Genomic DNA, 13796 nt, shown 5'->3' on the forward strand with positions numbered 1-13796 from the left:
GAATAATTGATATAAAAAAGCGGCCAACAAAGTTGTTGCCCGCTATTTTACACTGTTCAAGCTTTGCTGTGTACTGTCTAATATTTAATTATCAGCGCTCGAGCATAAACCCAGTTAGCACTTAATCGAGTTCTTTGACTCGGTTGCGCCACACAGCAACCGCAATTAATAGCCAGCCTAATAGAAAACACACGCCGCCCATTGGGGTAACCGGTCCAGTCCACTTAGCGCCAATCAGCGCGTACATATAAAGTGAGCCAGAAAACAGCACCATACCGGCCATAAATAAGTAACCCGCCCAATCAAGTAATCGCGACTTGATCCAATGACCAGAAAAAGCGACCGCAATTAACGCAAAGGTATGATAAAACTGATACTCAACGCCCAAATTAAAAATAGCGATAAGCTCAGGTGGAGCAACATTTTTAAGCCCGTGGGCACCAAATGCACCTAATGCTACGGCAATGAAACCACTTAACGCTGCAAGCAGCAAAAATCCATTACGCATTGACCCTCTCCCCTTAACAATTAAAAATCAGCTTAATAGTCAGCTAGCTGATGCCGATAAACTGACGAGCACTGGCAATAGCTTGCTCTAGGTTAGCTTCTAACGTAGTCCCTGACGACTTCCTCGGCTTAAAACTATGATCGCCATCGGTTAACCATTGAAGTTGTACTTTATCCATTATCGGCCAAGTCTCAACTAATCCTTTATGACCAAACTTATCGCGCTCACCTTGGATCACCATTATCGGCGCTAAACAGCGTTCTATAGGCTCTAACCGCGGCTCACCACCATTTAATGGAATAAATGGATAACCTAAACAGACAACCCCATCAACTAGCACTGTTTCAGCTAAAATGGCTGACATGCGCCCGCCCATAGACTTACCCACTAGAAACACACGCTTTGGCTGAAACTGCTGCTTTAAAATAGTCAGTTGCAAAGCATAATCCGCGATTAACTTAGGTGCTCTATCTGGCGGACGTCGTTTACCGTCAATGGCGTTCGCGCGCATATAAGGAAAATTAAACCGCGCAACAACAGTATTGCCACTTGCCAAACCATTCGCCATCGCAGTCATAAACTCATGGTGCATGTTTGCGCCTGCGCCATGGGTTAACACGATTAAAGTGTCACAGTCGCTTGCTCTGGCATTGTTATCATCGTCTTTATTGCTAGCTTTATCATTAGTGATAACAAACTGCTCTGCATCAAAGGTCAGATCCTCAAAGGACAATGCCGCAATAGCAGCCGTCAGCTCGCCGTCTAAATAAGCTTGCTTTAAGTTATCCAGTAAGCAGCTCACTGCGCGTCTCCTCTTCGAACATATCTAGCATCCATTCTCTAAAGGCCGCCACCTTACCGATTTCAGCATGGTTTTGTTGGCACACTAGGTAATATGCATTTTTACTGACTAAAACTTCAGGGAATGGGCAAACCAGTCGGCCCGCTTTAATATCAGGTCTTGCAAGTACACTGTAGCCTAGCGCCACACCTTGACCGTGAGCAGCCGCTTGTAACACAAGTGAGGAATGACTAAATATTGGACCTTGGTTCACATTAATATCAGTAATTCCACATTGCCTAAACCAAGCTTGCCAATCTTGGCGACTTGAGTCATGTAATAGGGTGTGATTTCTTAAATCACTTGGCTTTTCTAATGGCTTAGGCCCATTGAGTAAAAGAGGCGAACAAACAGGGATCAACACTTCATTTCTGAGCTTATCTGCGCGCATTCCTTGCCAGTTACCCATGCCATAATAAATCGCAACATCAACGTCATCAGTTAATGAACCATCTTCGTCATCAACCGCTTTAATACGCACGTCAATTTCAGGATTTTTTTCGCTAAACTTGGCAAGTCTGGGCACTAACCATTGAATCGCAAAGCTAGGCGAGGTGGCCACTGTAAGCGAACCTATCGCACTGCGAGCAAGCAATCTATCTGTCGCATCAGCTAGCTGGGTAAAAATATCTTTGATATCGAGAAAGTAGCTTTGGCCTTCTTCTGTTAGCAGTAATGAGCGATTCTTTCGGCGGAATAATTTTAATCCGAGATACTCTTCTAATGCCTTAATTTGGTGACTCACTGCAGCTTGGGTAACAAACAGTTCTTCGGCTGCTCGAGTAAAGCTTAAATGCCTCGCTGCCGCTTCAAATGCCTTAACCGCATTTAGCGGAGGTAATCGTCTTGCCATAGTGATACAGATCCCGATTTTTAATTAGTTTTTCTAATGGGTATTGTTACATTTTATCGTTTGTAAAGGCCAGCCCTTTTGGTCAAAATTTGCGCCAACGAAAAGACACTAGTTGGACAGCCTCTACGACGTAAATGGGGAATGTCTAACAACCCGAATATCAGCCTGGAGGCTACCGCGTATGTTAAACCTTAAATCAGTATTTGTTATTGCTATCCTTGGCGTTTCTGCATCAGCTATGGCTGACGATACCAGCATTAATACCAAAGACATTGAAGCAACACTAACAGCTAACTTAGCAGAAAGCATGGAATTAATGCAGGACCAACTTACTGCTGAATTAGACACAATGCTGATTATTGACGAACAAAAGAAGAATGAAGAAGCGACAGCAAAAGTATTACTTGCTGACTAAACTCGCTCTTAACACTTCGCTTTAAAGCCACCTGCAAGGTGGCTTTTTTGTATCTAATACTCACAGGCTTCACTATCAAGTTGCCCGCTGAAGTACAAAAAAGGCGACTTAAACTAAGCCGCCTTTGTCATACTTAAACTAATAAGCCTTTATTGGCTCAAATTAAGGACGGTAAACCTTAACATTAGTGTAACCTTGCTCTTGTAGGTAAAGTGCTTGTAGCTTACTCATCACACCGCGGTCGCAATATAATAAATAGCTCTTCTCTTTATCTAAATCGGCAAACTGAGTCGCTAACTTGTAGAACGGAATTGCCTTAACTTCCACGCCATCAACTTCAAGCGGAGACTTCTCTTCCTCTTCTGGTGCGCGAACATCAATAATGATCTCGCCAGCGTTAATTGCATCTACAGTTTCAGTTTCAGTGATCTTTGTATCCATCTGCGCAGCAATCTCCCTAATATCGATAATTTCAGCATCTGCAATCACGCGATCTAGCAGATCTTCAGAAAACTTGGCTTCTTCGGCTTCAACTTTAGATAATACCGCTTTCACAGTTGGTTTTTGTGAGATCACGCCGCAGTATTCAGGAATCGATTTGGCAAAATCTTCAGTACCAATTTGGCGGCTCAAGTTAATAATGTCTTGCTTATCCATGGCGATTAACGGACGTAAGATAAGTTGCTCAGTGCAGCGGTCAATCACGTTTAGGTTAGTTAGTGTCTGGCTAGATACCTGACCCATAGCTTCACCCGTGACGAGTGCTTGAATACCCATTTTTTGCGCTACACGTGCAGCAGCACGCATCATCATACGCTTTAATACTACGCCCATTTGGCCGTTATCTACGCGCTCTAGAATTTCTTGCACTACAGGATCAAACGGTACAGATATAAACTTAACCTTGTGCGACTCACTGTACTTTTGCCATAAATGGTAAGCAACCTGCTTAACACCGATTTCGTGTTGATCGCCACCTAAGTTAAAGAAACAGTAATGGGTACGCGAGCCACGCTTAATGAATTGGTAACTAGATACGCCAGAGTCGAAACCGCCTGAGATCAGAGACAATACGTCTTCTTGGGTCGCCATAGGGAAACCACCTAAACCTTCGATACGCTTATCGATTAAGTACAACTGCTCATTATCGATTTCTAAATGAACAGTCATGTCTGGATCTTTTAAGCGAACTCCCGCAGCGTCGGTAAACTGGTTTAAACCACCACCTACATAGCGCTCAACTTCAATTGAGTTAAAGTCATGCTTACCAGCACGTTTTACTCGTACACAAAAAGTTTTACCCGCTAGCTGGTCTTTGTATACCGCTAAAGTTTGCTTATAGATATCATCAACAGAGGTAAAGGTACTTACGTTAACTTGTAATACATGGGCAATACCCGGGATACACGCTAAACGCTCACCAAACGCTTCAACCAGATCGGGTCTATCATCTGGCACCATAACCATGATTTTGTCCCACTGGCGCTGTACTTTGGCAGTCTCATCAACTTTCTTAAGTACGTTACGAATGTTAGTTTCAAGCATTTTGGTAAAGCGCATTCTTACCGGCTTGCTTTTCATCATGATTTCAGGAAACAGTTTTACGATAAATTTCATTGGTCTTCCGCGAGGAGTAGTTTAAACAGCAATTCTCCGATTATAACAAGATCGAGCCGCAATTGCGTATAAGCAATCTCTGTTTGTCTCGACAAAAGCGCAAATATTCTGCTTAAAAATCGACTTATCGGGTAAATTTTCGACCTCAAAAATAAAAACACGCCATTAAGTAAACTTAATAGCGCGTTTTAATCATTTTACTTAGTGATTACTGACTCACTTGGATCTCATCTGATTCTTTGGCTTTTCCCTGTTCAATGGCAATCTCAACTCGACGGTTTCTGGCACGATTAGCAGCAGAGTTGTTTTTTACTAAGGGATCTGACGATGCCATACCAACCACTTTCATTCGCTGTTGATTAAAGCCTTTCACTTTAATCAGCTCATGAGCAACGGCAACCGCACGTTTACTCGACAAATCCCAGTTTGAACTGTATAGCTCGTTAGAAATATTCCAATCATCTGTGTGGCCCGAAACAGTAATAATGCCAGGCACATCTTTTAGTAACTCAGCCACGCGGCGCACAACCGGCTTAAACCTTGGTTGTAAAAAACCCGATCCTGACGCAAATGCACCCTTTTCACGGATCCGAATAATGATCTGCTGACCTAAAGATTCAACTTCAATTGCACCATCAACAATCTCTTTATTGAGCTCTTGAGCCATTTTTTTAACTTGCTCGTTGATCTCATCTTGAGCCGATGCCTGAGTCTTAGTTGACTCCGTCTCAGCTTTAGCTGCTGATTCAGCTTTTACTTCAGCCTCTTTAGGTTCAACAGCCGTTGCCGTGGCTTGGCCGCCTCTTTGCTCACCTCTTTGCTGCTGAATACCGCCAGCACTTGAATCATCACCCTCTTGAAACTCCAGCATCGGCTCAGTCATTTCATTGGTTTGCTGATTAATGATCTCAATTGGCGTAGGCTCTGGTCGCCCCGGTCTAAACTCAAGCGCAATAACAGATGTCCCTTTAGGAATGTCTTTTACTTCCACCTTATTTTGCACACCAAAGGCGTATTTCATCGAACCAGCGATCTGCTTGAACTTCATAACGTCCATTTCAGAGAACGCCAAAAGTAGCACGAAAAAGCACATCAATAGCGACATTAAGTCGGCAAAGGTTGCCAACCACATAGGTGCCCCAGGTGGTGGACAATCGCATTTGACCTTCTTTGCCATCCGCTTACGCCCCGTCCAGGGTATCTATTTTGCGGGATTTTTCACTGAGGTAATTTTTAAGGAAACCTTCAATCACGCGCGGATTTTGGCCATCTTGAATAGCCAACACAGCGTCCATAATAAGGTTACGGTTGAGCATCTCTTCGCCCATGCGCAGCGTTAATTTATCAGCAATAGGCAATGCAACCATGTTCGCAACCACGGCGCCATAAAGAGTGGTAAGTAGTGCTACAGCCATTGCTGGGCCAATTGATTTAGGGTCATCCATATTAGATAACATACCAACTAGACCAATCAGCGTACCAATCATGCCCATAGCTGGAGCTACATCGCCAATCGCTTTAAAAATGCCAATGCCTGTTTTATGACGCTCTTCTGTAAGCGCAATATCTTTTTCTAGTGCATCACGCACCACATCGCCATCATGGCCATCAACTAACATATCGACTGCTTTTTGCATGAAGCTGTTACTGATCTCTGCTTCCTCTAATGCTAAAAAACCACCTTTACGAGCGGCATCAGCCATAGAGATAGATTGCTCAATAAGATCTTCTGGCTTATCGATTTTAAACATAAAGGCTTTGGCAGCGATCTTGGCAGAGCCTAAAAACTGTTTCAGGTTATATTTCATCATAACCACAAACATTGAGCCGATGAGTACAATTAGAATCGACGGAACGTTAATAAAAATGGCAATGCCACCACTACTGACCATCGCCATAATAATGAAGACAAATGCGCCAATAAGTCCGATTAGGGTTGCTAAATCCAAAACTGCTCCTCAAATAGCTACCAATACACTGTTTATCGATAGTCTCGAATTCCAAATGCCTGACAATTTGCATGGAATAAATTTTAGTAGCGACAATATTACGCCTTTAGTGCTACGGCAAGTAACATGTCACCAAACCCCTCTATAGAGGCCATATTTTTAGTATTTCAACTTATATAACGACCAAATAAAAGATCTCTTGAGTGATATTTCCCGCAAATTACATCTACTTTCGGCTAAAATAGCCTATCTCTAACCCGCGAATGTCGACGGGGCTGTGACACTTAGCTGATCGATTAGCCGTTTTATGACGTATGCTTTATTTACACATTTGATCTATTTGATATTGAAAGCGTGCTTTTGCGCAAATAGTCAACGGCTTAATTTGACCCATGTGCCCTGCTGATATACTTTGTGTACCGCTTATTTCTAGGAATGAATATCGTGGCAAAAAAACCTGAAAATCTCTCATTTGAAGATTCACTTTCCGAGCTAGAAAAAATCGTAACTGACTTAGAGCATGGCGATGTTTCCCTCGATGATGCACTGAAGCAATTTGAGCGTGGCATTAAGCTTGTACGTAATAGCCAAAGTAAATTAGAAAACGCACAGCAAAAAGTCGCAGTGCTAATGCAAGAAGAGGGTGTCGACACTCTCAAACCTTATGATGTTGAGGGTGAGTAATTGTTAGAAGAGTCACTTAAGCGATACCAGCAGCGAATTAATCTCCAACTTGCTTCACGTATTGACGCGCTTGCAGATATCGAGCCTAACCTAAAAGCAGCCATGAAACACGGTGCGCTGATTGGTGGCAAGCGAATTAGACCATTTTTAGTTTATGCCATTGGCGACATGCTCGGCGTAAAACTAGCAACTCTTGACTCATGTGCAGCCGCAATTGAATGTATTCACGCCTACTCATTAATTCATGACGATCTGCCAGCAATGGATGATGACGCACTGCGTCGTGGGCAACCGACTGTGCACATTGCCTTTAATGAAGCAACCGCCATTTTGGCTGGTGATGCTTTACAAGCACTAGCGTTCGAAATTATCAGCGATCCAATTGAAGATATTACTCCGTCACAAAACTTAAGCTTAGTTAAAGCCTTAGCCAACGCCTCTGGGTATAGTGGCATGTGTGGTGGACAGGCGATGGATCTCAATGCTACCGACAAGCAAATTGAATTAGCGACCTTAATACAGCTCCACAAACTAAAAACCGGTGCGCTAATTAGATGTGCGGTGGAATTTGCCATCATCGCAGCTAAAGTCGACCAACAAGAGCGTCAAGCCTTGCTAGATTTTGCTGACGCAATTGGTCTTGCTTTTCAGGTGCAAGACGATGTGCTCGATATTATTGCCAGCACAGAAGAGCTAGGAAAGCCGCAAGGCTCAGATACAGATTCAAACAAAAGCACCTATCCAAAGTTGCTTGGATTAGAGGGCGCCCAAAAAACTGCGGCAAGTTTGATTGAGGACGCACTATCAGCGCTGGCTAAATTACCATACAATAGCCAGTTAATTGCAGAATTCGCCCGTTACATCATTGAGCGAAGAGTTTAATAAAGAGACAAAGAATCTCAATATGAGTTTTGATATTTCTCAGTTTCCTGTGCTAGCACAGGCTAATACTCCAGATGAGCTACGACAGCTCCCTCAAGCCGTTTTGCCACAACTGGCGGACGAACTTAGAGGTTTCTTACTGAAGTCTGTGGGTAAATCAAGCGGTCACTTTGCATCGGGTTTAGGCACGGTGGAACTAACCGTGGCACTTCATTATGTTTACAACACGCCATTTGACCGACTTGTTTGGGACGTAGGCCATCAAGCTTACCCTCACAAAATCTTAACTGGTCGCCGTGAAAAGATGCACACCATTCGCCAAAAAGGCGGCGTGCACCCATTCCCATGGCGTGAAGAAAGTGAATACGACACGTTTAGTGTGGGTCACTCAGGTACTTCTATCAGTGCTGCACTTGCTATGGCAGTTGCAGCTGAAAAAGAACAAGCTGGTCGTAAAGTGGTGGCGGTTATTGGCGATGGCGCCATGACTGGCGGTATGGTATTTGAAGCCATGAACCACGCTGGTGACTTACACAATGATATGTTAGTGGTGCTAAACGATAACGAGATGTCTATCTCTGAAAACGTTGGCGCACTTAACAACCATTTAGCTCAGCTAATGTCTGGTCGCTTCTATACCACTATTCGTGAAAGCAGCAAGAAAGTGCTTAAAGGAATGCCGGTTATCAAAGAGATGGCTAAGCGCACTGAAGAGCACCTCAAAGGCATGGTTGTACCTGGCACCTTATTTGAAGAGCTAGGCTTTAACTACATAGGCCCTATTGATGGCCACGATGTGGATGCACTCGTTGAAACTATGCGTAATATGCGCAATTTAAGTGGCCCACAAATTTTACATATCATGACTAAAAAAGGTCGTGGATATGAGCCTGCTGAGAAAGATCCTATCGGCTGGCATGCAGTGCCAAAGTTTGACCCATCAACCTTTGAAAAACCTGCAGCCAAACCTGCTGATCCAACCTTCTCAGAAGTGTTTGGTAAATGGCTATGTGACATCTCAGAAAAAGATGAAAAAGTATTAGGTATCACTCCGGCAATGCGCGAAGGCTCAGGTATGGTTGAGTTTTCTCAGCGCTTCCCTAAGCAATACTTTGATGCAGCAATTGCAGAGCAACATGCTGTCACCTTAGGTGCGGGTTTCGCCTGTGAAGGTTACAAGCCAGTGGTAGCGATTTACTCAACGTTCTTGCAGCGCGGCTATGATCAATTGATCCACGACGTAGCACTGCAAAAACTTCCTGTACTATTTGCCATTGATCGCGGCGGTATTGTTGGCGCTGACGGCCCAACTCACCAAGGCGCTTTCGACTTAAGCTTTATGCGCACCGTGCCTAACATGGTGATCATGGCGCCATCTGATGAAAATGAATGTCGCCAAATGTTGTACACCGGCTATTGCTATAACGACGGCCCAACCGCTGTACGTTACCCTCGTGGCAGTGCAACCGGTGCAGAGCAAGTCGAAACCATGACTGCAATACCAATCGGTAAAGGCTTAATTAAACGTCAAGGCAAGAAAGTTGCCATTCTGAACTTCGGTACAACCTTAGCCAGCAGTTTAGTTGCAGCTGAAGCACTTGATGCAACTGTTGCCGATATGCGCTTTGTCAAACCACTTGATGTTGAATTAATTAAGCAGCTAGCAAGCGAGCACGATGTGCTAGTTACTGTTGAAGAAAACGCCATTATGGGTGGTGCAGGTTCTGGTGTGCTTGAGTTACTGCAAACACTTAAGATGCCAAAGCCAGTTCTGCTAATTGGTTTACCTGATGAGTTTATTAAACACGGCGCGCCAGATGAAATCATTAGCGAGCTAGGTTTAGATGCTGCGGGCATTCAAAAACAGATTGAAGATTATCTCGCTTAATACGAGAGCTAAAAAAAGGACTGCCTAGGCAGTCCTTTTTTATGTTTGATGCTTTCATTTAAATCAAAAGCATCAACATATTTAATCGCTAAGATTAGCCTTGTGAAACCATTACCATTGCAGGGCGCAGTAGACGCTCATTCAATGTGTAACCTTTCTGCATAACCATCATTACTGTGTTTGCAGGGAAGTCAGCGCTTGGCTGCATGCCAATAGCTTGGTGAAGTTCTGGGTTAAATGCATCACCTTGTGGATCAACTTGAACTAAACCAAACTTCTCTACAGTGCTAACAAAACTCTTAGCCGTTAATTCAACACCTTCATAGATAGCTTTAGTCGCTTCAGCTTCTGCGTCTGTACCTTGCAGAGCACGCTCCATGTTATCTAATACAGGTAGTAATTCGTTGATGAACTTTTCTAAAGCAAACTTGTGCGCTTTTTCTACATCCATTGCTGAACGACGACGAATGTTGTCTACTTCAGCCGCTGCGCGGATCACTGAATCTTTTTGCGCATCAACTTTAGCTTCAGCTTCTTGCAAAGCCTTTTCTAGCTCTTCAACACGGAAATTAGCTTGGGTAAGCTCATCCATCAAAGAGGCTTCATCAGTCGCTTCTGCGCCATTTTCGTTAAGCAATTCGCCTTCGACGATCTCTTCAACTTGGTTATCTTGTGCTTTGTTTGTTTCGTTGCTCATTTTTGCTCCAGCTAAAAATGCTTTGTTTCTGCATGCTCTGGGCATATTATGGGGATCAAATTTAAGGTTTCAAGGCCTAAAGCTGGATCTAACATAAATTATGAGCAATACGTTTCACACAATTGGTCTAATCGGTAAACCTAACCACAAAGGGACGACTCAGACCCTGAAAAGGTTACACCATTGGCTGAGCATGCAAGGTTACAAAATACTCGTTGAAGAAAGGGTCGCCGGAGAGCTAGGCCCACTCGCACAGTCAGTCGACTTATTAGAGATCGGCAAACAATGCGATTTAGCCATTGTGGTAGGTGGTGACGGTAATATGCTTGGCGCTGCTCGTGTACTCGCTAGGTTTAATATCGGCGTTATTGGTGTTAACCGTGGCAACTTAGGCTTTTTAACAGACTTACCACCAGACTCATTTGAAGAAGCGCTATCAAAAGTACTCGAGGGTGAATTTGAAATCGAACAGCGTTTTTTGCTTGAAGCAGAAGTGCATCGCCACGGCGAACTAAAATCTAGCAATACAGCAGTAAACGAAGCTGTGCTTCACCCGGGTAAAATCGCTCATATGATTGAGTTTGAAGTCTATATCGATGACAAATTCATGTACAGCCAACGTGCCGACGGTATGATTATTTCAACGCCAACCGGTTCAACAGCGTATTCTTTATCTGCTGGCGGCGCGATCTTAACACCAAACCTAGCCGCGATGATTTTAGTACCCATGTTCCCGCATACGCTTTCATGCAGACCGATAGTTGTTGATGCAGCCAGTATTATTAAACTTAAGGTGTCGCCTCATAACGGTGATAACCTTGAGGTAAGCTGTGATGGTCACGTGCATCTGTCTGTATTGCCTGGCGATGAGATCATCATTAAGCGCAGTGAAGAAACCTTAAGATTAGTGCACCCTAAAGGCCATAACTACTTCCACGTATTGCGTACTAAACTTGGCTGGGGTAGTAAATTATTTTAGTGTTGCTTACTTAGGGAAAAGATAAAAAAGCGACCTAAAGCATTTGCGATATCTAAATATTGCCAAAGCACTCAACACAAACGGTGATCAGCACTAATATTTGCATTAAGGCATTAGCCTCAAGCAAAACAAACCGACAATGACCATTTATTGTCGGTTTATTCCCCTCTCCTGCTTTTATTCTGTAAATTTCAGCCACAGGCTGTTATCAATAAACCAACCGCCTTAAAAGCAAAATATAAAGCCATTACAGTCCAATCTAACTTAGCTTACAAATATAAAGAAACAACTAATATAAAACAGTGACTTAAAAACAATATGCAAAATTTGATATATTTACGCCAAACAGCAGTGTGACACAGGTCACAGCAAGATTAGCCGCATGCGTATTTACTTTCTGTCGTTAATGAAACATTTAGATCAAACCAACACGATTTAGCGCCAAAACCGCTACAAATTATTAGCTTTTCACCCAATTTCTAGCCTACCTAAGCAAAACCACCACCCAAGCAACATTTAGCACTTAATAAATAGCGATCAAGATCACATAAGCATCATACGGGTAATTGTGATGGATCTCACAAATGGCATTATCTATGTCAATCGGGTATCAATATGATCCAGATCATCTTTGTTAAATCCCATATGCCGTTTAGTACACACGCTGCCGATCATAACTAGAACTTCAAAGCGGTTTAGGTAGCTACCTAAAAAGTACGCCACTCAAAACAAACGAGGCAAGCATGACCTTTATTCAACTACTCGCCAGCTTAACGCCAATCATCAGTGTAATGCTGTTTCTCGTCCTCCTGCGAATGCCAGCATCGAGGGCGATGCCAATATCTATGGTATTTACCGGCCTTGCAGCGGTATTTATCTGGCAAATGGACACCACCTTTTTAGCCGCCTCAGTTGTTGAGGGCTTATTGTCAGCGATAACTCCACTGACGATTATTTTCGGTGCAGTGTTCTTACTTAATACCCTTAAATACTCAGGAGCAATGGACACCATTCGCGCAGGCTTTACCAACATTAGCGGAGACGCTCGCGTGCAGGTGATTATTATCTGTTGGCTATTCGGCTCATTTATTGAAGGCTCGGCAGGCTTTGGTACCCCAGCCGCAATTGGTGCTCCACTACTAGTACTGCTCGGCGTACCACCGATTGCCGCAGCGGTTGTAGCGCTTATTGCCGACTCTACCGCAGTATCATTTGGTGCAATTGGTCTACCGGTATTATTTGGTATTGAGCAAGGGTTAACCCAAGGCGGTAGTAATATGGCCGCCGAACAAATAGCGCAACATGGCGGCAGTTTTGCTGATTTCGCGCAGTTTATTGCCATGCACATGATCACCATTGATTTATTTACAGGAACACTTATTCCGCTGGTGATGGTGGCAATACTAACTGGTTTCTTTGGCCGTAACAAATCGTTTAAAGAAGGTTTAGCTATTTGGAAGTTTGCCCTATTTGCAGGCCTTGCCTTTACCGTTCCAGCTTGGTTGATTAACTACTTTGCTGGCCCAGAGTTCCCGTCAGTGATTGGCGCGCTTGTGGGTATGGCGCTAGTTATTCCAGTCGCTAAGAAAGGTTACTTATTACCAAAACAGCAATGGAACGATTTTGCTGAAAATGATGGCCAGAAACGTGAAGAGCTCGACACTGAAGTAAAATTCTCGCAGCTTGCTGCGTGGTCACCTTACTTGATTATGGCGGCGCTATTAGTACTGTCTCGCACCGTTGCACCACTGAAAGCTTGGTTATCTAGCTTTAATATCAGCTGGACAGGATTATTGGGCACTGAGCTAAAAGCTGGCTTTGCTACCTTGTATGCTCCTGGTGCGTTCTTCGTACTGGTGTGCTTTTTAGGTTTCTTCCTATTTAGAATGAAGTCACCTGCGATAAAAGAGTCTATCTCGGTATCATGTAAGTCTATGGTGCCAACAATTATCTCCCTTGGCGCATCTGTGCCTATGGTCAAAATCTTCCTAAATTCAGGTGAAAACACCTCTGGATTAGCCTCTATGCCTGTGGCACTTGCTGATACCTTGGCAAACAGCATGGGGGCGGTGTGGGCTTGGGTTTCACCGATTGTTGGCATATTTGGCGCCTTTCTGTCTGGTTCCGCCACCTTCTCAAACATGATGTTCTCAGGGCTGCAATATAGCGTTGCTGACAATATTGGTGCTAACCATGCACTTATTCTGGCTATGCAAGGCATTGGCGCTAACGCAGGTAACATGATGTGCGTAATGAATGTTGTGGCAGCGGCAACGGTTGTGGGAATGGCTGGACGTGAATCAGAGATTATCCGTAAAACCATGCCAGTCGCCTTAGGCTATGCTTTAGTCGCGGGTACGATTGCGGCGCTTTGGGGAGGCTTTTAGCTCTCCTCCCCTATACCAAGCAATTTAAATTAAAAACAAAATAATAATATCGAAAAGCCGCATAAGCAGCGGCTTTGTTCACCCAAATTAAGTGTG

Annotated in this window: 13 protein-coding genes; 6 read left to right on the forward strand and 7 right to left on the reverse strand. The window is 43.8% G+C overall.

Annotated features, from left to right (window positions below):
* Positions 1 to 121: 121 nt before the first annotated feature.
* The 3 genes from MSG37_RS12095 to MSG37_RS12105 are packed head-to-tail and all read right to left on the reverse strand — an operon-like array spanning position 122 to position 2202.
* On the reverse strand, positions 122 to 508 hold the full coding sequence (locus tag MSG37_RS12095) for a DUF423 domain-containing protein (protein WP_248470918.1): 387 nt from the start codon (positions 506 to 508) through the stop codon (positions 122 to 124).
* Between the two features lie 43 nt (positions 509 to 551).
* Complete coding sequence (locus tag MSG37_RS12100) at positions 552 to 1310, reverse strand: alpha/beta fold hydrolase (protein ID WP_248470919.1); 759 nt, start codon at positions 1308 to 1310, stop codon at positions 552 to 554.
* Complete coding sequence (locus MSG37_RS12105; protein WP_028769076.1) at positions 1291 to 2202, reverse strand: transcriptional regulator GcvA; 912 nt, start codon at positions 2200 to 2202, stop codon at positions 1291 to 1293. Before MSG37_RS12105 ends, MSG37_RS12100 begins: the two co-directional genes overlap by 20 nt.
* Before the next feature lie 181 nt (positions 2203 to 2383).
* Between MSG37_RS12105 and MSG37_RS12110 the strand changes: the two genes are divergently transcribed.
* Positions 2384 to 2617, forward strand: coding sequence for a hypothetical protein (locus tag MSG37_RS12110; protein ID WP_248470920.1), 234 nt, complete (start codon positions 2384 to 2386; stop codon positions 2615 to 2617).
* Between the two features lie 162 nt (positions 2618 to 2779).
* Here the strand turns inward: MSG37_RS12110 and thiI are convergent, their stop codons facing one another.
* The 3 genes from thiI to pomA form a co-directional block, all read right to left on the reverse strand.
* Positions 2780 to 4234 carry a tRNA uracil 4-sulfurtransferase ThiI gene (thiI, locus tag MSG37_RS12115; RefSeq protein ID WP_248470921.1) on the reverse strand — a complete coding sequence of 485 codons (1455 nt, stop codon included), beginning with the start codon at positions 4232 to 4234 and terminating at the stop codon, positions 2780 to 2782.
* Positions 4235 to 4442: 208 nt separating this feature from the next.
* On the reverse strand, positions 4443 to 5411 hold the full coding sequence (locus MSG37_RS12120) for a flagellar motor protein MotB (protein WP_248470922.1): 969 nt from the start codon (positions 5409 to 5411) through the stop codon (positions 4443 to 4445).
* A 4-nt stretch (positions 5412 to 5415) separates the two neighbouring features.
* Positions 5416 to 6183: a flagellar motor protein PomA gene (pomA, locus tag MSG37_RS12125; RefSeq protein ID WP_248470923.1), complete on the reverse strand. Its 768-nt coding sequence runs from the start codon at positions 6181 to 6183 to the stop codon at positions 5416 to 5418.
* Between the two features lie 444 nt (positions 6184 to 6627).
* On the opposite strand from pomA, the gene xseB reads away from it, so the two are divergent.
* The 3 genes from xseB to dxs are packed head-to-tail and all read left to right on the forward strand — an operon-like array spanning position 6628 to position 9637.
* Positions 6628 to 6867, forward strand: a complete 240-nt coding sequence (xseB, locus tag MSG37_RS12130; protein WP_248470924.1) for an exodeoxyribonuclease VII small subunit — start codon at positions 6628 to 6630, stop codon at positions 6865 to 6867.
* Positions 6868 to 7749, forward strand: a complete 882-nt coding sequence (gene ispA, locus MSG37_RS12135) for a (2E,6E)-farnesyl diphosphate synthase (RefSeq protein ID WP_248470925.1) — start codon at positions 6868 to 6870, stop codon at positions 7747 to 7749.
* 22 nt (positions 7750 to 7771) lie between these two features.
* Positions 7772 to 9637 (forward strand): 1-deoxy-D-xylulose-5-phosphate synthase, encoded by a 1866-nt coding sequence (dxs, locus tag MSG37_RS12140; RefSeq protein ID WP_248470926.1) that lies wholly within the window; start codon positions 7772 to 7774, stop codon positions 9635 to 9637.
* A 94-nt stretch (positions 9638 to 9731) separates the two neighbouring features.
* Here dxs and grpE read toward each other — a convergent pair whose 3' ends face one another.
* A complete protein-coding gene (grpE, locus tag MSG37_RS12145) occupies positions 9732 to 10334 on the reverse strand; it encodes a nucleotide exchange factor GrpE (protein ID WP_248470927.1) in 603 nt (200 codons plus the stop codon).
* A 100-nt stretch (positions 10335 to 10434) separates the two neighbouring features.
* Here grpE and nadK point away from each other — a divergent pair, with 100 nt between their 5' ends.
* Together nadK and MSG37_RS12155 are read left to right on the forward strand one after the other, a co-directional pair.
* Positions 10435 to 11313 (forward strand): NAD(+) kinase, encoded by an 879-nt coding sequence (nadK, locus tag MSG37_RS12150; RefSeq protein ID WP_248470928.1) that lies wholly within the window; start codon positions 10435 to 10437, stop codon positions 11311 to 11313.
* Between the two features lie 743 nt (positions 11314 to 12056).
* On the forward strand, positions 12057 to 13700 hold the full coding sequence (locus MSG37_RS12155) for an L-lactate permease (RefSeq protein WP_248470929.1): 1644 nt from the start codon (positions 12057 to 12059) through the stop codon (positions 13698 to 13700).
* Positions 13701 to 13796 lie beyond the last annotated feature (96 nt).

The sequence above is a fragment of the Shewanella sp. 1CM18E genome (genome assembly GCF_023161665.1).
Classification (GTDB): Bacteria; Pseudomonadota; Gammaproteobacteria; order Enterobacterales; family Shewanellaceae; genus Shewanella.